Here is a 21,833-nt window from a genome sequence, read left to right on the forward strand (position 1 = left end):
TGGGGTGAGTAACGGGGATTGAACCCGCGACCTCCTGGACCACAACCAGGCGCTCTGCCAACTGAGCTATACCCACCATGCGTCCCACGTCTACAACGCGGGGCAACTCAGCAATCCTATTACACCTCGGAGGCGAATAAGTGCACAACTTCGGCGGCGTGCAATTTGGCCTCGTCGCTGGTCGGACCGGGGTCGGCCACGAACACTGTCTGGCGGTAGTAGGCGAGCTCTCGAATCGATTCGAGAATGTCGGCGAGGGCGCGGTGGCCGCCGTCCTTGGCTGGGGCGTTGAAATATACCCGCGGGTACCAGCGTCGGGCCAATTCTTTGATCGACGACACGTCGACGTTACGGTAGTGCAGCTGATTGTCGAGGCGCGGCATGTAGCGGGTGAGGAAGGCCCGGTCGGTACCGATGGAGTTTCCGGCGAGCGGAGCCTTCTGCTCGGCCGGGATGAATTTCAACACGTATTCGAGAACCTGAAACTCGGCCTCGGCGGCGCTGACGCCGTTCGGGATCTCGGTGATGAGGCCAGAGGAGGTGTGCATGTTGCGCACGAAGTCGCCCATGTTCTCGAGGGCCGAGTCGTTGGGCTTGATGATGATGTCTAGCCCGGGATCGAGCACATTGAGGTCGTAGTCGGTGATAACGACGGCAATCTCGACGAGCTCGTCGCGGTCCAGGTCAAGCCCGGTCATTTCGCAGTCGATCCAGACCAATCGATCGGGACTCTTCGACGTCGGGGAGTTTGCGGGGGCGGTCGTCGGTGCTTCACCAGTCGTGCTGTTCGTCATGCCCCGAGTCTACCGGTGGCCTGCGACACGGCCTGTAAACTTGGACGCTACCGAACTCAACGCGCGACCTGCGAGGCCCTGATGGAATTCACACTGTATTCGTCGTCATTCTGCGAACCGTGCATGCAAACGCGGGCGGTGCTCGCCGAAGCGAAACGACTGGTTCCCGGTGCGACCGTGCGCGAAATCGATGTCGCCGGTGAGCCGGAGCAAGCCGAGGCGCTGCTCATTCGCAACACTCCCACGGTCATCATCACCAATGGCGCCGGCACCGAGGTCTTTCGTGCAGCCGGCGTTCCGACCCTGTCCCAGGTTCTCGTCGCCGCAGCCAAAGCACTCTGAGCGGGCTCTACACCGGGGCTTCGTACGCAACGTTGCCGAGTGCTGCCCGGCTCTCCGGCGAAATGATGTCGCCGTAGTATTCGATGACGAAGGACCGGGCCAGTCGTCCGGCGGTCGCTCCGTCTCCCGCCGAGATCGCGGCCAGAATCTCACGATCGTGGGCAAGCGAGAGTTCCATCCTGGCCTGGGAGTCGGGTGCTCGATCGAGTTCGTCGCTGACCATGTCGATGAGGGCGCCGCGGGTGGCCTCCCCGCAGATCTGCAGGAGCTGATTCTGGCTGGCCGCCCACACGCTTACGTGGAAGGCGACATCCGCTTGGCTGAACGCGACCGGTCCGTGGGCCACTTCCGCCTGCATCGCGTCGATGGCCGAACACATCTCGTTGAGCTGCACCTCGGTGCGGCGTTGGGCAGCCAGGGTGCAGGCGGCGCCTTCGAGCATGATGCGAAACTCTACGAGTTCCGACAGGGCGATGGTTTCCAGGCGTACCAAACGGTTGACCGTTTTCGCCAGGATGGCCGGCGAGGCCTGCAGAACCTCGGGCCCGCGCGGGTCGCCGGGGCGCGAGCGTACCAGCCCGGTGCTTTCGAGAACGCGCAAGGCCTCACGAATGGTCGACCGGCTCACTTCGAAAGTCAGCATCAACTCGCGCTCGCTGGGCAGGCGGTCGCCGGGACGCAGCTCCCGTCTGCTGATGGCGCCCTCGATCTGCTCGACGACGCGTTCGTAGGCCTTGACTGTTTTGACGGCGGTAAATGCGGCTGTGTGGGTCATCTGCACTCCCTCGAGGTTGCGACCCAGTGTCAATATCGGGGTCGATCTTGACGATCTGAGATCAACATGTAAAGCTGACTTTGGTACAGAGTGTACTGGTCTGACCATGTGTGTCACCGGTATGGACAGTAGATTTCCGCAGTATTTCTCGCATTATTTCCGGCCGACCTGCGTTAGGCCAGCCGAACCAGAGGGGCACGTTCTAATGAGGGCACACACCCGGCGAAGCATGTTCGCCAGCATTGCCACGATCATGGTCGCGTCCATGGCGCTGGTCGGTTGTTCCAGCGGGTCGACGACCGCCGAGGGGGAGCCGGACACGTCGTTGACCGTTGGTCTGCTGGCCACTCCCGGCAACCTCGACTACACCACCACCGCCGGTGCGGCCATTCCGCAGGCCCTCCTCTACAACGTCTACGAGGGGCTGGTGAAACTCGACAACGACGGAACCATCATTCCCCTGCTCGCCGAGTCGTGGACGGTCAGCGACGACGGGTTGGTCTATGACTTTCTGCTGCACGACGGCGTGACCTTCTCCGACGGTTCGCCGTTCACAGCGGAGAGCGTCAAGTTCAGCCTCGAACGTGTCAAGGACAACTGGACCGCCAACGGACCCGCGTACCTCGACCCGATCGCCAGCATTGAGGTGGTCAGCGATACCGAGGCGCGCATCATCCTGTCGAAGCCGAGCAACAGCTGGCTGTTCAACATGAGCGGTCCGGTCGGCACCATGTTCACCGAATCAGCCCTGGCCGACCTCGCCACCGCTCCGGTCGGTACCGGGCCGTACACGGTCAGCTCGTTCAAAACCGGTGACAGCCTCGTACTCGCCGCCAACGCCGACTATTGGGGCGAGGTCCCGTACATGACCGACGTGACGCTGCGCTATTTCACCGACGCGACCGCGCAGACCAACGCGCTGCTGAGCGGCGACATCAACCTCATCTCGGGCATTTCCCAGTTCCAGCTGGTCGACCAGTTCAAGTCCAACACCGACTTCCAGGTGCTCGAAGGCGCCAGTACCGGTGAGGTCACGCTGTCGATGAACAATGCCAGCGATGCTTTCAGCGACGTTCGAGTGCGGCAGGCGGTCATGTACGCCATCGACCGCCAGGCGGTCATGGACACGGCGAACAGCGGCTACGGTCTGCTGATCGGTTCCATGGTGCCGCCGACCGACCCCTGGTACGACGAGAGCCTGGCCGATCTCTACCCGTACGACCCCGACCAGGCCACCGAACTCCTGGCCGAGGCCGGAGTCAGTGATCTGACCGTCGCCTTCAAGATTCCCAACCTGCCCTACGCCGTGGCTGGCGCCCAGGTGGTCAAGGATCAGCTCGCCAAGGTGGGCATCACCGCCGACGTGACGGTGCTCGAATTTCCGGCGGTCTGGCTCGACGACGTCTTCTCCAGCCACGACTACGACATGTCGCTCATCATGCACAGCGAGCCGCGCGACGTGAACGCCTTCGCCGCCCCCACCTACTACGCGGGCTACGACTCGCCCGCGGTGATGGCCAAATTCGCCGAAGCGGATGCCGCCGACGCGACCACCTACGTCGAACTGATGAAGGAGGCCACGACGACCATGGCCGAGGAAGCCGCCGCCGACTGGCTCTACCTGCAGCCGGCCATCTCCCTCGCCGACGCCGATCTGCTCGGGGTTCCGAAGAACACACCGAGCCTCGCCCTGGATCTGTCGACCATCGCACGATAGGGCTCGTTGCAGCCGGTACGCGTACGGTGGTTGTTCGAGCGCATGGTCCGACACTTGTTCAGTGTCTGGCCAACCGTGAATTAGTCAGAGGAAAGTCCCGTTATGGTTCTTGTGGTTCTGCGTCGCATGGGCGTGTTTGCCACCACGGTCGTCGTGGCCTCAATCGTGACATTCCTGATGCTGTCTATTTTGCCCGGCAACGCCGCACGGATCGCCTTGGGCGTGCAGGCGACCGAAGCGGATGTCGCCGCGCAGGCCACGGCCATGGGACTCGACCGCCCCGCGGTCGTGCGCTACCTGGACTGGTTTGGGCGCGTGCTCATCGGCGATTTCGGTACCTCCACCGTGAGCCGCCAGGCGATCGGCCCCGAAATAACGGATGCCCTCGGCATCACGGTGATCCTCGTGCTCACCAGCGTCGTGCTGGCTCTGCTCTTCGCGATTCCGTTCGGAATCCTGACCGCGGTCAGGCAGCGAAAGCCCGACGGCGCCATCCTGTCTGGCATCAGCCAGATCGGCGTGGCCGTACCCGGATTTTTGGCCGGGATGCTGCTCGTCACGGTCTTCGCCGTGACGTTCCGCTGGCTTCCGGCGGGCGGCTGGGTCGACCCGGGCGAGAACTTCAAAGAATTCCTTGAACACCTGATTCTGCCCGCGATCGCCCTTGGCAGCGTGCAGGGCGCCGTGCTCAGCCGGTATGTGCGCTCCTCGGTGTTGGAAGTCATGCGGGAAGACTTCATCCGCACCGCACGGGCCAAGGGCCTCGGCGCCGGGCGGGCCCTGTTCCGGCACGGACTGCGCAACGCCGCCGTGCCGGTGATGACCGTGCTGGGCCTGCAAATCGCCACCCTGCTGGTCGGCGCCGTCGTGATCGAGCGGGTCTTCAGCATTCCCGGCCTCGGCAGTCTGCTGCTCGACAAGGTGGCCCTGCGTGACCTCCCGGCCGTGCAGGGCATCGTGCTCGTGCTCGTCGTATTCGTGCTGGCCCTGAACTTTCTGGTCGACCTCGCCTTCACGCTGATCGACCCCCGACTCCGGAGCGCCGCATGACCGCGATCAAATCCGAGACCGTGACCCGCCGTCCGGCCGGTCACGGCGGCGGCGCCACGCTCTGGGCCGGCCTCGTGCTCATCGGCCTCGTGCTGTTGGCGGCCGTCGTGTCCGTGTTCTGGACACCGTTCGACCCGGAAGGGGTCTTCTCGGATTCCATCCTTCTGCCGCCTGGCGCGGAACATCTGCTCGGCACCGATAGTTTCGGGCGTGATGTGTTCAGTTCCATCCTGCGCGGTGCCCAGATCTCACTGCTCGTTGGCACCGTCGCGGTCGGGATCGCCGCGGTTCTCGGCGTGCCGTTCGGCATCGTGGCCGGCATGAATCCGGGCCGTCTCGACCAGTTCATGATGCGCGGCAACGACATCTCCCTCGCCTTTCCCGCCCTGCTGCTCGCGATCATTTTCGGTGCCATCTTCGGCGCGGGCACGGTCACGGCCATGGTCGCGCTCGGTATCGGCACGGCACCCGCGTTCGCCCTCATCGCCCGCAGCGGCACCATGCAAATCATGAGCCGCGAATACCTGCAGGCGGCTCGCGCCTCGGGCAAGAGCGGCCTCTTTATCGGCCTGCGGCACGTGCTGCCCAACATCAGTGGCATGCTCATCGTGCAGGCCTCGGTGTCGTTCGGCATCGCGGTGCTCGCCGAGGCCGCACTGTCCTATCTGGGACTTGGAACACCGCCACCCACACCGTCCTGGGGGCGCATGCTGCAGGACGCCCAGGGCTACCTGTTCATCGAGCCGCTGCTCATCGTCTGGCCGGGAATCGCCATCGCCGTCGCGGTACTCGGTTTCAACCTGCTCGGTGATGGCCTCCGCGATCGCTTCGACCCCAGAATGCAGGTGAATCGATGACCGAGAAGCCCACCCTCAGCGTGAAAGACCTGCGGGTCGGTTCCCCCTTCACCGAGCTGCTGCACGGCATCAGCTTCGACATCGCCGCCGGCGAACGGGTCGGCCTGATCGGGGAATCCGGGTCGGGAAAATCGCTCACCGCGACCTCCGTGATGGGACTGCTGCCGGAGACCCTCACGGCCACCGGCACCGTGAGCCTCAACGGAGCTGACGCTGACCTGCTCACTGCCGGTGAACGTCGCCTCAACCAGCTGCGCGGCAACACCATGGCGATGGTGTTCCAGGAGCCGATGACCGCCCTGAACCCGCTCATGCGGGTCGGAGCGCAGGTGGCCGAGATCATGACCGTGCACCACCCTGACCGCGGACGGCGGCAGGCTCGTCAACGCGCCGTCGAACTGCTGGCCCAGGTAAAACTGCCGAACCCCGCTGAGACGGCCCTGGCGTTTCCGCACCAGCTTTCCGGCGGGCAACGCCAGCGCGTCATGCTCGCGATGGCCATGGCCAACGACCCGCAGCTGCTGCTCTGCGACGAACCCACCACGGCCCTCGACGTCACCGTGCAGGCCGAGGTACTCAAACTCATCGGCAACCTGGTCACCGACCGCGGCACCGCGCTGCTGCTGATCACGCACGACATCGCGGTGGTCGCCGAGGTGTGCCAACGGGTGCTCGTCATGTATCAGGGCGACATCGTTGAAGACGGACCGGTCGGTCGCGTGTTGACCGCGCCGCAGCATCCGTATACCCAGAAACTCATCGCGGCCTCCGATCTCTCCTCGGTCGACGACCGTGGCCGGCTGCACACCATGTCGATGCCCGTCATCAGCACCCCGGGCGCGGCACAATCCTCGCCCGGCCCGATTCAAGCGGATGCCGCAGCAGCGCTGACGGTGCCGCCGCACCGCGCCGCCCACCAGCGCCTCGAACCCGACGGCCCACCGGTCATCTTCAACGAGGCCACCGGGGCACCCGCCATCTCGGTGCGCGGCCTCAGCCGGCAGTATCGGCGGCGCGGCGGCGGACTGTTCGCCCCGGCCCCGATCGTGCACGGACTGCGGGAGGTGTCGTTCGACGTGGCCGAGGGTCAGCGGTTCGGCATCGTGGGCGAGTCCGGCTCCGGCAAATCCACCCTCATGCGCATCCTCTGCGCCCTCGACCAGCCTTCCAGCGGCACGGTCAACGTGCTCGGCCAGTCCATCGATGGTGCCTCGGAACGGCAACTGCGCAACTTTCGCAGCCAGGTGCAGATCGTCTTCCAGGACCCGATGGGGTCGCTGGATCCGCGCATGAGAGTGCGCGATATCGTCGCCGAACCCCTGCGCCAGGTCAGCCGTGCCGAGGCCCTGGCCCGGGTCGAAGCCCAGCTCGCCGCGGTCGGGCTCGACGCCGACGTGATGCACCGGCATCCGCACCAGTTCTCCGGCGGCCAACGCCAGCGCATCTCCATTGCACGAGCGCTCATCACGCGGCCGCGCGTGCTCGTGGCGGACGAAGCGGTCAGCGCCCTCGACGTGTCGGTGCGGGCCCAGGTGCTCAACCTGCTCGCCGATCTGGTCGACGAATACCAGCTCACCCTCGTGTTCGTCTCCCACGACCTCGGCGTCATCCGTCACCTCTGCGACACCGTCGCCGTCATCTCCGACGGACGCATCGTCGAGTGCGGGCCCACCGCCAGCGTCTACGACCGCCCCCTGCACCCGTACACGCAGCAACTGGTCAGCGCGACACCGTCGATGCACGAGCTCGCCCGACGCGTCACCTCCTAAAATCCGCACCACCTGACCCATTGGAAGAGGCACCATGACCGAGATCGCGCCCATCGAAAGCCTGCCGGCGACCGAACTCGTCGCACGCTACCGCAGCGGCGACCTCTCACCGGTCGAGGTGACGGTCGCGGTGCTCGAGCGGGCCGAGCGCCTGCAGCCCGAGCTGAACTGCTTCTGGGGTCTCGACCGGGTCGGGGCGCTCGCCGCGGCCGCCGCGAGTGAACATCGCTGGGCGGCCGGAACTCCGCTCGGAACGATCGACGGCGTGCCGACGAGCATCAAGGAAAACGTCGCCGTGCGCGGCTTCAGTCAGCCGTCCGGCACCGCCGCCAAGTTCGATGCACCGGTCGCGACCATGGACGGACCGAGCGCCGCGCGCATCCGGGAGGCCGGCGGTGTCATCTTCGGTGTCACGGTGATGCCCGACTACGGCATGCTCTCGTCCGGCGTCTCGAGCCTGCACGGCGTGACCCGCAGCCCGTGGAACCCGGCCTGGACGGTCGGCGGGTCGAGCGCCGGCGCTGGCGCTGCTGCCGCCGCCGGAATCGGTCCGCTGCACGTCGGCTCGGACATCGGCGGCTCGCTGAGGCTGCCGGCCACCTGGCTCGGGCTCGTCACGTTGAAGCCGAGTTTCGGCCGCGTCGCCGTCGACCCGCCCTACATGGGCCGGGTCGCCGGACCACTCACCAGAACAGTGGATGACGCGGCCCTGTTCCTGGGAGTGCTCACCCGGCCAGACTCGCGCGACTACACCGGCCTCGGCGAGCAGAACCTGGATTGGACCGACGTGCACTGCGGCGAATCGGGCGTGGCTGGATTGAAAGTAGGCTTTCACCTCGCGGGCGGGGCAGGCCTCGCGACCGACCCGGAGGTGGCGGCATCCGTTCTGCGGGCGGTGGAACTCTTTGCGGCGGGAGGCGCGATCGTCGAAGAGATCGCCCCTCCGATGACAGAGAAATACCTCGCCGACCTGGACCTGTTCCTGCGGGTGCGCTCCCTCGCCGACTATGAGGTGCTCGAACCGGCCAGGCAGGCGATGGTGCTGGACTTCATTCGGGACTGGGTGCTGGCCGGGTCGGGGGTGTCGGGCACCGAGGTGCTGCGCTGCTATCAGAGTATTCAGGACCTGCGTAAGGCGACCGTCGCGACGACCGCCCCCTACGATGTGGTGCTGTCGCCGGTGTCGCCGGTCGCAGCGTTTCCGGCGGAATGGCCGATGCCGACCAACGACCCGGCCACCTCGCTTGATCACATCGCGTTCACCGCGCCGTACAACTTTTCGGAGCAGCCAGCCAGCTCGGTGAACTGCGGGTTCACCGCCGACGGACGTCCGATCGGGCTGCACATCGCCGGTCGCCGCTTTGAAGACCTCACCGTGATGCGCGCCACGCACTGGTACGAGCAGGCGCGGCCAGCACAGGCCGAGCCGGTCTGGCCCTTTCACACCGTGGGCCAGCTGGCGCGCTGACCGCCTCGGTGGCTAGGAGTTCGGCGGGTCGAACCGGCCGTCGACGGCCGTCCAGCCACCGTCGACGGTGAGCACCGAGCCGGTGACGAACCGGGACGCGTCCGAGGCGAGGTAGACCACGGCACCGGCGAGTTCGCTCGGTGTCGACCAACGGCCGAGCGCGCTCTTGGCGGCATAGGCGTTGTACCATTCGGGATCGTTCTTGATCTGGGCCGTCAACGGGGTTTCGACAACGCCGGGGGAGATAGCGTTCACCCGTACCCCGGCCGGCCCGTATTCGGCGGCGGCCGTGCGCAACAGTTGCACCAGTCCGGCCTTGGTTGCGGCGTAGACCCCCTGGCCGGGCTCGACCGTGACCGCCCGAATCGACGCGAAGCCGATGATGCTGCCGCAGCCGTTGGCCGCCATGTTCGGCGCGAAAGCCTGGATGAGTACGAAGGCGGCGCGAAGGTTGAGATTCACGACGCGATCGAACTCGTCGAGCGTGTAGTCCGCGATGCGCTTGCGCACATTGGTGGCGGCCGTGAAGACGAGAGCGGTCAGATCGGTCAGGTCGCGGGCAACGGCACGCACGGCGTCCTGGTCGAGAACGTCGAGTTGCAGCGAGCTGGCTCCGGCACCGAGCTGCGCCGCGGTGGCCGCAGCGCTCGGGGCATCCCGGTCGGCGCAGATGACCGTGGCGCCGTGGGCGTGCAGGGCCAGGGCACTCTCCCGGCCGATGCCGCTGCCGGCCCCGATCACAAGCACGCGGCGACCGGAGAACTGGAACAGTTGGGTGTAGTCCACGGTATTTCCTTCTGAATGAGTCACGGGCGGATCATGGCCATGCGGGTCACGGTGAACTCTTCGATGGCGAACCGCGGCCCTTCCCGGCCGGTGCCGGAGTCCTTGACGCCGCCGTAGGGCATGATGTCGGAGCGAAAGCCGGGAATCTCGTTGACCACGACGCCGCCGACATCCAGCTCGTTGATGGCGCGAAAGGCGCGTTGCAGTGAACCGGTGAAGATGGCGGCCTGCAGACCGTAGCGTGAGCGGTTGACCAGCTCGATGGCTGAACCCAGGTCGGAGATGCGCTGCAGCACGACGACCGGTCCAAAGATCTCCTCGCACCAGGCCAATGCCTCGTACGGAACATCCGTCAGCACGGTCGGGGCGATGCTGCGGCCGATCCGGTGGCCGCCGGCCAGTACCCGGGCCCCGCTTGCCCGGGCGGCGGTGATCCAGGCCAGGATGCGCTCGGCCCCGGCCTCGTTGATGACCGGCGCTACGCGCGTGCTCTCGTCGCGGGGGTCACCGACGAGCACCTCGGGGAGGCGGGCGAGCAGCATCCGCTCGAATTCGTCGGCGATCGAATCGTGCACCAGAATGCGCTGCACCGAGATGCAGGCCTGACCGTTGGCATAGAAGCCGCCGCGAATCACCGCGTCGACCGCCTTCTCCACGTCGGCGTCGCACGCCACGATCAGTGCGGTGTTGGCGCCGAGTTCGAGCACGACCTTGCGTGGGGCGGCGTCGCGGGCAATCTGGTGTCCGACGGCGGCAGAGCCGGTGAATGAAACGACAGCCACCCGCGGATCGCGCACCAGCGCTTCGCCGACGGCGATTCCGCCAGTGACGAGTTGAACGGCAGCGGTCGACACTCCGTGGTCGCGCAGCACCCCGCGAATGAGGTCGACCACCCACAGTGTGGTCAGAGGGGTGTTCGGGGCCGGTTTGATGATGATCGGACAACCCGCCGCAAGAGCGGGAGCGAGCTTGTGGCTGGCCAGCAAAAAGGGGTAGTTGAAGCCGGTAATGCCCACAACGATTCCGGCCGGCCGTCGCGTCCAGTAGCCAATCATTCCCACACCGCTGGGCTGCAGGTCGAGCGGAACGGTTTCACCGTGCAGGTGGGCGACCTCCTCGGCGCTCGCCGACCAGGTGGTGAGGGCGCGAGCGACCTCGGTGCGGCAGTCCACGAGCGGCTTGCCGGTCTCCAGCACGAGCAGCTGCTCGAATTCGCCGGTTCGCTCGGCGAGGGCGTCGTGAATGCCGATGAGCAGGGCACGACGGATGCCCGCGCTCAGCCCGGCCAGTTCCGCGCGTACCGAAGCTGCCGCGTCCACCGCGAGCACGGCCTGCGCCCCCGTGCCGACCGGGGCTGACGCGACGGGGGAGCCGTCGAAGGGAAACACGATCTCCTGCTGCTCGGAGCAGTCCAGCCAGCGCTCGCCGATGGGGAGCCCGGCCGGGTAGGGGATCGGAAACGGAATCACGGGGCTGCCTTCTGTTGAGAGGTGCTGCTACCAAGAGATGCTGGCATTTCTACTGGTCTGACCAGTAACCTAACTAGAGTATCGAGTGGCGATCATCAGGTCAATCATCTGTAGCGGCACTCATCCATTCATGAGGGAGAGCCAATGACGAGCACAGCGAGAGTTCACCGGCTGGCCGTGATCCGCGGTGACGGAATCGGCCCCGAGGTTATCGATGCCTCACTCGAGGTGCTCGGCGCAGCGCAATCGGCATTCGGTTTTCGCGCCGAACTCACCCAGATTTCAGCCGGTGCCCGGCACTACCTGGCCACCGGCGAACTCTGGACGCCCGCCCTTCAGGCCCAGCTTCGAAACCACGACGCCATTCTGTTCGGTGCGATGGGTGACCCGGCCGTCGCGCCGGGCATTCTGGAACGAGGCTTTATTCTCGAGATGCGACGCAGCTTTCAGCAGGCGGTGAACCTGCGACCGGTCAAGTTGTATCCCGGCGTGACCACGCCCATCGCCGGCCTCACGCCGGAACGTTGCGACATTGTCATCGTTCGGGAGAACACCGAGGGATCCTACGTCGGGCGGGGATCGACGGTGCATGCCGGTACACCGCACGCGGTCGCCGTGCAGGAATCGGTCAATACCCGCATGGGCGTGGAGCGGGTGGTCGAGTTCGCGTTTCGTCTCGCCGAACGACGCGGCGGAACCCTGACCCTGTGCCACAAGAAGAACATCCTGATCGAAGCAGGCACCCTCTGGCAGTCGACGGTCGACGACGTGAGTGCGCGTTTCCCGGCCGTTCCGGTGGACTACGTGCACGTCGACGCCCTGTGTTTCTACCTGCCGACGACTCCGGAACGCTTTAACGTGATCGTGACCGACAACCTCTTCGGCGACATCATCACTGACCTGGGAGCGGCCATCCAGGGTGGTCTCGGAGTCGCCGCGAGCGCCAACCTAAACCTCGACGGTTCTGGCCCGAGCATGTTCGAGGCCATCCACGGCTCTGCTCCCGACATCGCTGGCCGGGGCTGGGCCAACCCGATCGGGGCGGTGCTCTCGACTGCTATGTGCCTGGCCCACCTCGGCGAGACCGACGCGGCTCGAGCCATTGAAGCGGCCGCCGTGCACATTCTGGCCCAGTTGCCGGCGATGGCCGGACCCGCGATGGGGCTTTCGACCGAGGAATTAGGCCGCGAGATCGCGAGGCTTGTGCAGAGCGGTGCGCCCGTGCCCGTCGTCCCCGGTCACTCCGTCATGGACGACCTTGCTGCACTGCGCCGAGCGGATGAACTCGCCGCACCTGCTGACGGCACCGGATCACGGCCGGCGGCCTGTAACCTTGAACAGTCCCGCCCCCGTAGCTCAGTGGATAGAGCACCGGCCTTCTAATCCGATTGTCGTAGGTTCGATTCCTACCGGGGGCACCACATAAACACCGGGATGCAAGGCAATCTGCCCCACGCTCGCAGTAGCCACTACAGCCAATACGTTAGCCATACCCTCCGAGCGACTGCAGAACTCGGCGGGGAGCCGATCGGGCCGGCACCGACTCCAGTACAGATTTAAGCGGATGCCACCGCAAGCGTGAAACGTACCGGTATTGAATCCGCCAGTTAGGGTAGCGCCGACGACGACTCCGGCAAGTGCCATTACCTGTGGGTCCATAGTCGGAACGATATCTCAATCGAAGGAGGTCGCACTGGGTTTCGCGCACGGGTACAGACTGCCGGGGCTCAGGCGGCGAGTAGGCGCGTGTGCACCTTGCAGACCATCTTTCGGTGTCGGATGAGGCAGGCTAACCTACCCACAATCGGAAACGTGACTTCACTCAACTGTCCCGCGTTGTTGTCGTCGTGATGTGGTGGGATTGGGTATATGTTGACTTGGATTGAAAAGGCCTACGCGCCGGAATTGATTCGCGCAGTGGGTGTCGTGGTGATGACGGCGGCATGGGTAGAGGATCTCGCCGGTGAACTCGTACAGCTCAGCGGTTACTTGAAAAGCGATGATCCGAACAAGCCCGTCAAGGGCTGGGCGGCGACAGGTGAGCAACTGGCTGCGGCTTTGGAGAGTGTCGCTGGCGAGGAGTTAGCAAACCGCTTGCGGCGGGCCCAGGTCCTCCGGCACAAGGTAGTGCACGGCATCTTCCTCGATCTCGGCGGCCTTCCTGACGAACACTCTGGCTGGGCCTCTATAAAGCGGAACCTCTCGAAGAACGACCCGCCCTCGGTGGAGTTCGCTACCTGGAAAACTGGGGGCTTGGACACGCTGATTCAGGAGTTTGCGGCGATTGAGGACATCCTTGACGACGAGATTAGTTACGCCATGGGACTCAAGGAGCGCGCTACTCCAAAGGAGCGAAGCTAGGACCCCAGTACGGTGCGGTTCCACCCAGTCAGAAGTTTCGTACTCCCCGTTCGCTTCGACTCTGCACAGTCTCTGTCGCGGCGCGGCAGCGCCCCGGCTGGCAGGGGTTGGGCGTGTCGGCATGGGCGGCTGTGAGCGCTCGCTGAGCGGCCAAATGGCCATCTGCCTGCCCGCACGGTACGCCAGCCAACCCAACGCGGCAGCGGGTCGCGGGGCGGTGCACCGCGACGGGCACGCCGTGGTCCGCTAACACCGTCGCGAAGGTGCAGAAGCGCCTCGGTGCCATCAACCGCGCCAAGGAAACCGAAGCGCCGCTCGCCACCTGACACGCGAACCACCCGCCCAACGCACCTCGTAGGGGAGCAACCCGATGGCCTCTGCCGTATGACGCTTTTTGGTGCACTGCTACTCTCCCTCACGCCCCTACTGGCCTTCTGGCCGTCCATTGGCAGCGTTGACGAGTTGGTCACCAGATTCGGGTTCTTCGGAATGGGTGTGGCACTCGTTGCGTTCGTCGGTCATACGTTGTCTTTGCCCGCTTTCCACGAGCACAAGATCGGACTCACGTCCTCGATTCGTGGGGTAGGACTCTCCGGTGGAACGCGTCGTTGACCGCGCTCCTGGGGCTGGTCTTCACCGTCCTCATCATCCCGGGCGTCATTGCGGCAGCCTGACTCCTTGTCAACTTGTGCGGGGCGCAGCGCCAAGGGGTCTCACTACGGGGACCGCCGCGGTGTGGTCGGCTAACACCGTCGCCAGGGTGCAGAAGTGTGTCTCGAGCGTCGACCTCGCCAAGAAATCTGCGGTGAGCTGCACCTAACAGATCAAGCACCCCATGTCCAAGTACATCCCCGGCGCGGGCTTGGGCGTTCCAACACAGCCCGTGGACTTCCCGGCCTTTCGCGAGTTTCGTCTCGCCGTCCTGGACTGATGGACTCGATCTTGACGATATGGTTCGATTACGCTGTTCAAAGGGGAAATCACATGGTGCCAATCAAGACTTCGGTCGAGGACATTCAGAAGCTACTGGGTTATCTAAACAAGCAGGTCGGATGGGTCGAGAGCACGAAGGTTGAGAAGGCGCTCGGGTCCCAGGACGACCGCAAGTTGGGTGCGATGGTCGAGTTCGGCCTCATCGTCCGCGACGGCGGGAACCTTCGCGCGACAGACCGAGGTCGTCTCTTCAATACTGACCCGGGCGCAGCTCTGCGGGAAGTGATCAGCTCGGTAGAGCTCTACAGCGCGACTCTGGAGTGGGTCCACTATGGCAAGCGCGCCGAGGCGACTGCGGCCGAAGTCGGCCAGTACTGGGAATCGTCTCACTCGGACTCGCTCGGCGGGCTGAAAGGGTCCACTCTCAAGGACGGTGCCGTCACGTTTGGCCGCGTCATTGGGGGTGCAGGTCTTGGAACATTCCTCGTTGGCCGTAGCGGTAAGGAGACACGCACGACGTTCGATCTCGCCGCGGTGGACTTGCTCGTGAACGGCGCTCCTCCCACCGAAGACGAAGCGACGCTGGACGTTGATGCAGTCGATACGCCCGAGACGCCGGCGACTCCCGAGCCTGCAATGCCCGTTGCACCCGTAACCATAGCCACGCAGAGCCTGCCCGTTCCCGCCGCGCCGCCAACGGTTACGGTCGCGACTAGTCCCAGCGTTCACATCAACGTCGAGATTCACATCGCTGCGGACGCGACGGCCGACACCGTCCGCGAGATCTTCAAGAACATGGCCCGGTACGTCCTCGACAAGCACATTGCAGATGATGCTGCTTGAGGATTGGGCACCCGACCTCGATCGGCTGAGGAAGTTCCAGCAGGCGTACAGACTCCCCGTTTCTGACATCGCTCACCAAGCACCCGCACAGGCCCTTCACTCGCTCCGCGACGCGGCGCGGCGCGCTCCAGCCAACTACCGGCAGTACCTGGAAGAGGCGATCAACTGCTACGAGGCCAACGCGTATCGAGGCGCAGTTCTAATGGTTTGGGCCGCGACGATCGAGCATTTGTACTCGGTCATCGACGGGCATCAGTTGGGTTTCAAGCTGATGCAGGCAGAGAACTTGAAGCGTTTCGAGAAGTCGAGCGGGTACCGGAGGATAAGCAAGAAGAACGATTTGTTGCATCTAAACGACGGCAACTTCATTCAGCTGTGCGAAGACGCGGGCGTATTCAATAAGAACGCGCGGAGCGTCCTGGACGATGCGTTGAAGACCCGTAATCGGTGTGGTCATCCGACTGGCTACACGGTGGGTCGCGAGGAAGTCGTGATTTTTATCGAACGGCTGATCAATAACGTCATAAGTGGCGCGATGATCGACTGGGACTGAAAATCGTGCCGATACGATCGTAGAGTGCCCCTCTCTCGCCGCGAACGTTTCAGCCTCAAGAGCCAGATAGTCGAAGTGCTCGATAACGACAAAGACTGGGACTACCGTCGAGTCAATTTGCTACTGATCGAGTACGGCTGCGAGCCACTCGGCGGATACAACAACGAAAACTTCGCCTTCGAGGACAGCATCAAGAATGCTGCCGATGCTGACCTGCTGGAGATCTTTTCCATCATCACGGGCGTCGAGCCCGCAGTGGCGCAGGGGCAGATTGAAGACGCAGAATCATCGATCTGGAGTAGTGGATACGTGCGAGTATTTCTCTCTCACTCTGCCCATCACAAACAATTCATCGGACAGGTAGCCGACGAGCTAGCGGTGTCGGGGATCCATGCGTTCGTGGCGCACGACACGATGGAGTACGAGCAGCCCTGGCAGGACCAGATCGAGAGCGGCCTTCGGACCATGCAGGCGTTCGTTGCCCTCGTTCATCCCGAGTTCCTCACGAGCCCCTGGTGCCAGCAGGAAGTCGGCTGGGCGCTTGGACGCGGCGTTCCTAGATACGTGATCCGATACCCAGTTGATCCGGCGGGGTTCATCGGTCGCACCCAATGGCCGCAGGGGAACGACTTGAGCGCCCGCCAAGTGGCGGCCCTCATACTCGGTTGGGTTAGCAGGATCCCCGAATTCTCCGACCAGATCGTAGAGGGGCTTCTCGCCGCGCTGAGCGCTTCGCAAAACTACATCGATGCCGGGGCCACCGCTCGCCGCCTCGCGACGATAGACACATTGACCACTCACCAATGGACGAAACTCGCCGAGATATATCACTCCAATGATCAGGTCGGTCGTGCTGGTGTCGTCGGACAGGCCCTTACGCCGTATTACCGAAGCCACGGTCAGGCTTGGCCACCAGCTCAGCCCACCCAGCCCGATCCGTTCTAAGTCGGAGGGGATTCCTCAGACCCGTTGCTTGCGAGGGAAAAGCCGGTGTCTGCAAGGAACCGAAGCGGCGCTCGCCGCCTGATCTCGCCCCTCCAGCGCACCTGTACCGTGTCCGGGTCGAACGACTTGCCGCTGCCGATGGGCAGGATGGTCACTGTGACCAGAGCGGTCAGCACGGCACGCTTGCTGTCCATGCTGAGTGCGGCCCATACCTCGGCAGCGGCGCCACCCACCAATTCGGCAGGTAAGGCAGCCTCAACGGCAACGGCAACGGCAACGGCAACGGCAACGGCAACGGCAACGGCAACGGCAACGGCAACGGCAACGGCAACGGCAGCGGCAGCCTGAGCGCGTCGTTATGGAGAAAGTCGGAGAGGCTGAGTATTTGAGGGTTTGGGGGCCGTCCAATTTTGCCTTCGGGGGCCGCTGGTATTGCCGGGGGCCGCTGGTATTGCCGGGGGCTGCCGGGCTGCCGGGCTGCCGCGCGGTCGGGGGCCAGTGACCCTCGACCAGCGCGACAGGTTTAGACCGCGACCAGGCTGGCGGTGTGTTCTCGCATGTTGTGGCCGCCGGTCTCGACCCAGATGGTGTTGTGCACGATGCGGTCCATGATCGCGTCTGGGTGGACCCCGGAACCGAGGCGCTGGTGCCAATCTCGTTGGGCGTATTGGGTGCAGAACACCGTTGACGCTTGGTCGTAGCGTCGCTCGAGGAGTTCCAAGAGCATGCTGCGGGTGCTCTCGTCGGGTTCGTCGAGGAGCCATTCATCGATCACGAGGAGCGTGAACGCGGTGTACTTGTTCAGAAACTTTGTCGTCCCGGCGGGTTTATCGCGGGCCAGCTGCCAGGCCTCTTCGAGCTCCGGCATCCGAATGTAGTGCGCCCGCACCCGGTGCAGGCACGCGGCCTTCGCTAACGCGCACCCCAGATACGACTTCCCCGACCCGGTGAAGCCCTGGAACACGACGTTCTGCTGCCGGTCGATGAACGAGCACGTGCCGAGTCTAGCGATCACAGACCGGTCAAGGCCGCGTTCCTCGACCAGGTCCAGCCGCCGCAGGTCAGCGTTCGGATATCGCAAGTTCGCCCGCCGAATTAGCCCCTCGACCTTGGTTTGGGTGAAGGAAGCATGGGCGTCATCGACGGCAAGTTTGATTTTTTCCTCGAACGCCAAGCCGAGGGTCAGGGTGTCGTCTTGGGCGTCGAACGCGTCCAGCAGGGTGGCCACGCCCATCTCACGGAGCTTGCGTTTGGTCTCGATATCGATCCGGCTCATCGTGCGCCTCCGGCGTAGTAGTCGGCGCCGCGGACATATCCGCCAGATTCAGGTTCGGTCGGTTCGAAGCGCGGGATCCTGCGGGTGCTTGCTTTGTCTTGTCCGGTCTCTAGGATCGGCCGCAAGTGCGCATATCGGGGTGACCGGACACGGCCTTCGAGGGCGATCTGGCACGCTTTTTCAACTCTCTCGCTGGAGTAGCGGCGGCTCAGCCGCAGCGCTGCCAGAGCGGCATCGAAGCCCTGCTCCTCCACGGGCACCGCCTCGAAGATCCTGTTGACCACGGTCACCATGTTCGGGCCGATGCGCGTCGCCCAGGCCCGGATCCTGACGGCGTCCCACTCGCGATACTTCTCGCCCTGAGGTTGGTCGGCATCGTTGGTCCGGTATTCGTTGATGACATGCTCCGGGAACAAGAGATGGCTGGTGAGGCGCTCGTGATTGCGATAAATCTCCAGTACTTGGGTGGTGATGCGCAGATCGACGCCCTGCCCGATGTGCGCGTAGGGGGCGGAGTAGAAATTCTTCTCCCAGACCACATGCCCGTTCTTTTGAACCCGGCGCCCCATGACCCACCTGCTGATCTCGTAGGGAGCCGACGGCAGCGGCCGCAGCAGTGCCTTCTCCTTGGCTTGGAACACGCTGAGTCGGGAGCCAGCGCGTTTCTGGAACGGTTCCCGGTTATAGGCATCCATGCGCTCCCGGATCGCGACCCGCAACTCGGAGAGGGTTCCGAAGCTTCGATTGCGCAGGCCAGCGATCACCCAGGTGGCCACGTGAGAGACCGTGTTCTCGACGCTGGCTTTGTCCTTCGGGCGACGAATTCTGCCAGGGAGCACCGCCGCTGAGTAATGCGCAGCGAGCTCCCGGTAAGCGTCGTTCAACACGATCTCGCCCTCGCGCGGGTGCTTGATCACCCCGGTCTTGAGGTTGTCGGGCACGATCCGGGGAACCGATCCGCCGAACCACTCAAACATCCCCACATTGGCCAGCAGCCAGGTGTCTTGGCGCATATCCAGAGCCGGCTCGACGAACGCATACCTCGAAAACGGCAGACACGCCACGAACAAATACACCCGAGACGTCTCTCCCATCACCGGGTCGATGAGCTGCATCGTCGGCCCCGACCAGTCGACTTCGATCGTCTGCCCAGCCTTATGACCGACCCGGGACGCCGCTCCCGTGATAAACGTATGCGCTGCATATGCCTTACAAAATCGGTCGTAACCCATCGACGGCTGCTTCTTCACAGCGCACCCGTTGACGTACTCGCCATGGAGCAGCTTCAGCGTCACCCCGACCTTGGCGAGCTCTTTGTGCACCCCTTCCCAGTCGGCCTGCACGAATACACTTTCATGCTCGCCGCGACCCGGGAACAGCAACGCATACACCTCAGCATCGCTGCGGCCAACGTGACCGTCACGGCCGACGCCGGCCTTGTCGGCGGCGTCAAACACCGCCAGCACACTCTTGCGCGACAGGCCCTCCGCGAGTGCGATCGCGCGCCCGGTCATGCCCTCGGCGCGGAGTTCGAGCACTCGTTTCGCTTTGATCCTTCGTACCATTGCTAATTACTCCTTCCGCTGCGCGCCAATACACGCAGCGGAAGGAGCTAAGCAGATGGCCCCTAACGGAAATATTCGACGGCCCCCGAAGACGCTACGCACCGCTTGGGTCAGTGGCCCCGAAGGTCAATAGCGCTGGCCCCCAGGAGAGCGAATATTCAACATGGGCGAAATACAACCTGGGCAACGCGAAGGTTTCAGATCAAACCGCTCGGGCTGGGTGAGTGCATCCATGGTCGTCCTCGGCGCTGTGGCAGCCGTCATCGGACTCGTTCTCCTTTTGGTGCCGAGCGGCCAAGCGAGCTTCGGATGGTTCGCCTACGCGCCGCTGAGCAATACGACATTCTTCCCGCCCTTCGTGCAGCTCTCGCCCCACAGCCAGATCGGGAGCGCCCGATCCTGGGAATGCGGGCACCTAACATTTGCCGCTGCTTCGCCGCAAGGGGAACGGCTATCGGACATGTCAAAGCGTCATGGGGCGTCCGGCATGGTCCAATCGGGTGCTATGTCGAGTGCTTCGCGGATGAGGAAATACCGCTTGCGTTTACGAATCTCGTAGTCGTCGTCTCCCCAGTAGCCGTCTGTCGTCCGAAGGAGCCCGAAATGCTCTAGTTCCCGGGTCGCGCTCGTCCAGGTGTCATCTGAGAGACCGTATTGCTTCTTGCGGTGGCCATCCATCCACTCCCCATCGGGATGCTTGGAGCCGCCGTTGAGTTCGAGAAGGGCCATTAGTACGGCGATGGCTCTTCCGCTGAGGCGGAGTATCCAAGCGTTCGTCCACAGGGTAAACGGCACACCGACCCATCGAGCGCCGTTGCCCTCCCAGCCGTCGCCTGAGCCGTCGGGGTGGAGCAAGAGAAGGCCAGCCTTGCCGTCGGGTAGGAGAGTCGAAGTGATGAGCTTCTTCTCCTGTAGCCACTTCTTCGCGTCGTTTGCTCGACGCGGACCGGTATCTGGCGGCAGGTTGAGCCAGCGCGCCAAGGATTGGGTTGGCCGATCTGGAAGCGTGTATGGAGCCTTCGCCGCCTGCATTACGAGCGTCATGTGCATCTTTAGGCGCAGCTCGTGCGATTGCACGAGCCACGCAGCGGTCGGCGTGATGTCGCCTCGCTTGACGTAGGTGATTGGGAAGTTGACGCTGCTGACGCGCTTAGACCTGTCGGTCGCGCGTGCGAGTGCCACGAGGGCTTCTGAGGGGACGTACATGGGTGCTCCAAGGAAGAAGTTGACGACCTCAGCGGAGAGACGTGGGGTCCGGGGGTACATGGGGATACTTGGGGTACCAGAGATACTTCCTTTTAAGATACCGCTGGAATCGCATTCTGTCTGCGGTGAGGCCGTCGTAATGCCCCAGGAAAACGGTCTCCGACCCTGCCCAAGGTGCCGATACCCTCCGGTTAGCCCGTGGGCTGCTTCAGTTGCTGTTCGGGTGTTTCTAGGCGACTCTGTTCTCAGAGCCAGATGCTCCCTCGTCCGCCAAGACCAAAGGGGGGGATCTCGAAGAGAAGGGAGGACCCGATGAATACAGGCTTCCGCATCACTGTCAAAATGACTGTATCTGGAATCACCATCACAATCGAGCCCTGGTAGCTCAGGAGGGGGCGGGGTCTAGACCGCGCCCCCTCTCCGCGCGATTCGCTGAGGACTAGCGCCAAGGCATCCTCTTGGTCGAATCGCGTCCCGTAGGACGATCGTCTAACGGGCACCTCGACCGCCGGCCAGCAGCAGGCCGTGCTCTACGCGGATGCACTCGAGCAGCAGTTCGGGCAGCGCCCGGTGATCTTCTACACCAACGGCTTCGATCAATGGATGCGGGACGACCAGCAGTATCCGGCCCGCCAGGTCGCTGGGTTCTACACCAGGGACCAGCTGGCGCTGCTGATCCAGCGGCGGTCGTCACGGCGGGCGCTGGTGACCTCCGACATCAACGCTGACATTGCCGGCCGGGCCTACCAGGTGCAGGCGATCACGAAGATCGCGGAGAGCTTCGAGTCCCGGCGCGAGCGCAAGGCCCTGCTGGTGATGGCCACGGGCAGCGGTAAGACGCACACGGTGATTGCGCTCGCAGATTTGCTGATGCGCGCGAACTGGGCCAAGCGGGTGCTGTTTCTCGCGGATCGCATCGCGTTGGTGCGCCAGGCGACGAATGCGTTCAAACAGTTTCTCCCGGGCACGACGGCGATCAACCTGCTGAACGAGAAGGACGACAACGCGCGTGTGTACATCTCCACCTACGGCGCGATCATGGGACTGATCAATGAAGGCTCGGATGCGCTGCGGCGGTTCGGCCCGGATATTTCGATCTGATCGAGTCCGACGAGGCGCACCGG

The 21,833-nt window shown here is 64.0% G+C and carries 21 protein-coding genes and 2 tRNA genes; 14 read left to right on the plus strand and 9 right to left on the minus strand.

Annotation, left to right across the window (positions count from 1 at the left end; translation table 11 throughout):
* Window positions 1-76 (minus strand) — tRNA-His (locus E3T39_RS01795).
* A 43-nt stretch (window positions 77-119) separates the two neighbouring features.
* On the minus strand, window positions 120-794 hold the full coding sequence (gene orn, locus E3T39_RS01800) for an oligoribonuclease (RefSeq protein WP_134513047.1): 675 nt from the start codon (window positions 792-794) through the stop codon (window positions 120-122).
* 123 nt (window positions 795-917) lie between these two features.
* Here orn and E3T39_RS01805 point away from each other — a divergent pair, with 123 nt between their 5' ends.
* A complete protein-coding gene (locus E3T39_RS01805; RefSeq protein WP_241979453.1) occupies window positions 918-1,136 on the plus strand; it encodes a thioredoxin domain-containing protein in 219 nt (72 codons plus the stop codon).
* A 7-nt stretch (window positions 1,137-1,143) separates the two neighbouring features.
* Here E3T39_RS01805 and E3T39_RS01810 read toward each other — a convergent pair whose 3' ends face one another.
* Window positions 1,144-1,911, minus strand: coding sequence for a FadR/GntR family transcriptional regulator (locus E3T39_RS01810; RefSeq protein ID WP_134513049.1), 768 nt, complete (start codon window positions 1,909-1,911; stop codon window positions 1,144-1,146).
* Between the two features lie 229 nt (window positions 1,912-2,140).
* On the opposite strand from E3T39_RS01810, the gene E3T39_RS01815 reads away from it, so the two are divergent.
* The 5 genes from E3T39_RS01815 (at window position 2,141) to E3T39_RS01835 (ending at window position 8,772) form a co-directional block, all read left to right on the plus strand.
* Entirely contained in the window at window positions 2,141-3,628 is a 1,488-nt protein-coding gene (locus E3T39_RS01815) for an ABC transporter substrate-binding protein (protein ID WP_241979454.1), read from the plus strand.
* A gap of 102 nt (window positions 3,629-3,730) precedes the next feature.
* Window positions 3,731-4,678 carry an ABC transporter permease gene (locus E3T39_RS01820; protein ID WP_134513050.1) on the plus strand — a complete coding sequence of 316 codons (948 nt, stop codon included), beginning with the start codon at window positions 3,731-3,733 and terminating at the stop codon, window positions 4,676-4,678.
* Entirely contained in the window at window positions 4,675-5,535 is an 861-nt protein-coding gene (locus tag E3T39_RS01825) for an ABC transporter permease (RefSeq protein ID WP_134513051.1), read from the plus strand. The genes E3T39_RS01820 and E3T39_RS01825 overlap by 4 nt, the downstream gene beginning before the upstream one ends.
* Complete coding sequence (locus E3T39_RS01830) at window positions 5,532-7,304, plus strand: dipeptide ABC transporter ATP-binding protein (RefSeq protein ID WP_134513052.1); 1,773 nt, start codon at window positions 5,532-5,534, stop codon at window positions 7,302-7,304. The genes E3T39_RS01825 and E3T39_RS01830 overlap by 4 nt, the downstream gene beginning before the upstream one ends.
* A gap of 34 nt (window positions 7,305-7,338) precedes the next feature.
* Window positions 7,339-8,772 carry an amidase gene (locus tag E3T39_RS01835; RefSeq protein WP_134513053.1) on the plus strand — a complete coding sequence of 478 codons (1,434 nt, stop codon included), beginning with the start codon at window positions 7,339-7,341 and terminating at the stop codon, window positions 8,770-8,772.
* Between the two features lie 12 nt (window positions 8,773-8,784).
* Here E3T39_RS01835 and E3T39_RS01840 read toward each other — a convergent pair whose 3' ends face one another.
* Complete coding sequence (locus E3T39_RS01840; RefSeq protein ID WP_134513054.1) at window positions 8,785-9,558, minus strand: SDR family NAD(P)-dependent oxidoreductase; 774 nt, start codon at window positions 9,556-9,558, stop codon at window positions 8,785-8,787.
* A 20-nt stretch (window positions 9,559-9,578) separates the two neighbouring features.
* Window positions 9,579-11,027, minus strand: a complete 1,449-nt coding sequence (locus E3T39_RS01845; RefSeq protein WP_241979455.1) for an aldehyde dehydrogenase family protein — start codon at window positions 11,025-11,027, stop codon at window positions 9,579-9,581.
* A gap of 144 nt (window positions 11,028-11,171) precedes the next feature.
* Here E3T39_RS01845 and E3T39_RS01850 point away from each other — a divergent pair, with 144 nt between their 5' ends.
* The 7 genes from E3T39_RS01850 (at window position 11,172) to E3T39_RS01880 (ending at window position 16,662) form a co-directional block, all read left to right on the plus strand.
* Window positions 11,172-12,410, plus strand: a complete 1,239-nt coding sequence (locus tag E3T39_RS01850; RefSeq protein ID WP_134513272.1) for a 3-isopropylmalate dehydrogenase — start codon at window positions 11,172-11,174, stop codon at window positions 12,408-12,410.
* Window positions 12,373-12,448: transfer RNA gene (locus E3T39_RS01855), tRNA-Arg, on the plus strand. The genes E3T39_RS01850 and E3T39_RS01855 overlap by 38 nt, the downstream gene beginning before the upstream one ends.
* 448 nt (window positions 12,449-12,896) lie before the next feature.
* Window positions 12,897-13,388, plus strand: a complete 492-nt coding sequence (locus E3T39_RS01860; protein WP_134513055.1) for a hypothetical protein — start codon at window positions 12,897-12,899, stop codon at window positions 13,386-13,388.
* A 384-nt stretch (window positions 13,389-13,772) separates the two neighbouring features.
* On the plus strand, window positions 13,773-14,000 hold the full coding sequence (locus E3T39_RS01865) for a hypothetical protein (RefSeq protein WP_134513056.1): 228 nt from the start codon (window positions 13,773-13,775) through the stop codon (window positions 13,998-14,000).
* A gap of 372 nt (window positions 14,001-14,372) precedes the next feature.
* Window positions 14,373-15,164 (plus strand): hypothetical protein, encoded by a 792-nt coding sequence (locus E3T39_RS01870; RefSeq protein WP_134513057.1) that lies wholly within the window; start codon window positions 14,373-14,375, stop codon window positions 15,162-15,164.
* On the plus strand, window positions 15,151-15,717 hold the full coding sequence (locus tag E3T39_RS01875; RefSeq protein ID WP_134513058.1) for a hypothetical protein: 567 nt from the start codon (window positions 15,151-15,153) through the stop codon (window positions 15,715-15,717). The genes E3T39_RS01870 and E3T39_RS01875 overlap by 14 nt, the downstream gene beginning before the upstream one ends.
* A 75-nt stretch (window positions 15,718-15,792) precedes the next feature.
* A complete protein-coding gene (locus E3T39_RS01880) occupies window positions 15,793-16,662 on the plus strand; it encodes a toll/interleukin-1 receptor domain-containing protein (RefSeq protein ID WP_166784008.1) in 870 nt (289 codons plus the stop codon).
* Here the strand turns inward: E3T39_RS01880 and E3T39_RS01885 are convergent.
* From E3T39_RS01885 to E3T39_RS01905, 4 genes are all read right to left on the minus strand, one after another.
* Window positions 16,659-16,856: a hypothetical protein gene (locus E3T39_RS01885; RefSeq protein WP_134513060.1), complete on the minus strand. Its 198-nt coding sequence runs from the start codon at window positions 16,854-16,856 to the stop codon at window positions 16,659-16,661. The genes E3T39_RS01880 and E3T39_RS01885 overlap by 4 nt on opposite strands.
* Window positions 16,857-17,185: 329 nt before the next feature.
* The gene (locus E3T39_RS01890) at window positions 17,186-17,938 is read right to left on the minus strand and encodes an ATP-binding protein (RefSeq protein WP_134513061.1); all 753 of its coding nucleotides are present in this window, start codon (window positions 17,936-17,938) and stop codon (window positions 17,186-17,188) included.
* Window positions 17,935-19,503 (minus strand): IS21 family transposase, encoded by a 1,569-nt coding sequence (istA, locus tag E3T39_RS01895; protein ID WP_134513062.1) that lies wholly within the window; start codon window positions 19,501-19,503, stop codon window positions 17,935-17,937. Before istA ends, E3T39_RS01890 begins: the two co-directional genes overlap by 4 nt.
* 471 nt (window positions 19,504-19,974) lie before the next feature.
* Window positions 19,975-20,709 carry a hypothetical protein gene (locus E3T39_RS01905; protein ID WP_134513064.1) on the minus strand — a complete coding sequence of 245 codons (735 nt, stop codon included), beginning with the start codon at window positions 20,707-20,709 and terminating at the stop codon, window positions 19,975-19,977.
* 525 nt (window positions 20,710-21,234) lie between these two features.
* Between E3T39_RS01905 and E3T39_RS01910 the strand changes: the two genes are divergently transcribed.
* Window positions 21,235-21,810 carry a DEAD/DEAH box helicase family protein gene (locus E3T39_RS01910; RefSeq protein ID WP_134513065.1) on the plus strand — a complete coding sequence of 192 codons (576 nt, stop codon included), beginning with the start codon at window positions 21,235-21,237 and terminating at the stop codon, window positions 21,808-21,810.
* Window positions 21,811-21,833: the final 23 nt, after the last annotated feature.

The sequence above is a fragment of the Cryobacterium suzukii genome (genome assembly GCF_004403185.1).
In the GTDB taxonomy this organism is placed as follows: Bacteria; Actinomycetota; Actinomycetes; order Actinomycetales; family Microbacteriaceae; genus Cryobacterium; species Cryobacterium suzukii.

What these genes read in the sequence shown, in the direction of transcription:
- E3T39_RS01810 (WP_134513049.1), bottom strand. Translation starts at nt 1,911, where the DNA reads ATGACCCACACAGCCGCATTTACCGCCGTCAAAACAGTCAAGGCCTAC.
- E3T39_RS01875 (WP_134513058.1), top strand. Translation starts at nt 15,151, where the DNA reads ATGATGCTGCTTGAGGATTGGGCACCCGACCTCGATCGGCTGAGGAAG.
- E3T39_RS01835 (WP_134513053.1), top strand. Translation starts at nt 7,339, where the DNA reads ATGACCGAGATCGCGCCCATCGAAAGCCTGCCGGCGACCGAACTCGTC.
- E3T39_RS01805 (WP_241979453.1), top strand. Translation starts at nt 918, where the DNA reads ATGCAAACGCGGGCGGTGCTCGCCGAAGCGAAACGACTGGTTCCCGGT.
- istA (WP_134513062.1), bottom strand. Translation starts at nt 19,503, where the DNA reads ATGGTACGAAGGATCAAAGCGAAACGAGTGCTCGAACTCCGCGCCGAG.
- E3T39_RS01850 (WP_134513272.1), top strand. Translation starts at nt 11,172, where the DNA reads ATGACGAGCACAGCGAGAGTTCACCGGCTGGCCGTGATCCGCGGTGAC.
- E3T39_RS01830 (WP_134513052.1), top strand. Translation starts at nt 5,532, where the DNA reads ATGACCGAGAAGCCCACCCTCAGCGTGAAAGACCTGCGGGTCGGTTCC.
- E3T39_RS01890 (WP_134513061.1), bottom strand. Translation starts at nt 17,938, where the DNA reads ATGAGCCGGATCGATATCGAGACCAAACGCAAGCTCCGTGAGATGGGC.
- E3T39_RS01825 (WP_134513051.1), top strand. Translation starts at nt 4,675, where the DNA reads ATGACCGCGATCAAATCCGAGACCGTGACCCGCCGTCCGGCCGGTCAC.
- E3T39_RS01870 (WP_134513057.1), top strand. Translation starts at nt 14,373, where the DNA reads ATGGTGCCAATCAAGACTTCGGTCGAGGACATTCAGAAGCTACTGGGT.
- E3T39_RS01885 (WP_134513060.1), bottom strand. Translation starts at nt 16,856, where the DNA reads ATGGACAGCAAGCGTGCCGTGCTGACCGCTCTGGTCACAGTGACCATC.
- orn (WP_134513047.1), bottom strand. Translation starts at nt 794, where the DNA reads ATGACGAACAGCACGACTGGTGAAGCACCGACGACCGCCCCCGCAAAC.
- E3T39_RS01815 (WP_241979454.1), top strand. Translation starts at nt 2,141, where the DNA reads ATGTTCGCCAGCATTGCCACGATCATGGTCGCGTCCATGGCGCTGGTC.
- E3T39_RS01865 (WP_134513056.1), top strand. Translation starts at nt 13,773, where the DNA reads ATGACGCTTTTTGGTGCACTGCTACTCTCCCTCACGCCCCTACTGGCC.
- E3T39_RS01905 (WP_134513064.1), bottom strand. Translation starts at nt 20,709, where the DNA reads ATGTACGTCCCCTCAGAAGCCCTCGTGGCACTCGCACGCGCGACCGAC.
- E3T39_RS01820 (WP_134513050.1), top strand. Translation starts at nt 3,731, where the DNA reads ATGGTTCTTGTGGTTCTGCGTCGCATGGGCGTGTTTGCCACCACGGTC.
- E3T39_RS01860 (WP_134513055.1), top strand. Translation starts at nt 12,897, where the DNA reads ATGTTGACTTGGATTGAAAAGGCCTACGCGCCGGAATTGATTCGCGCA.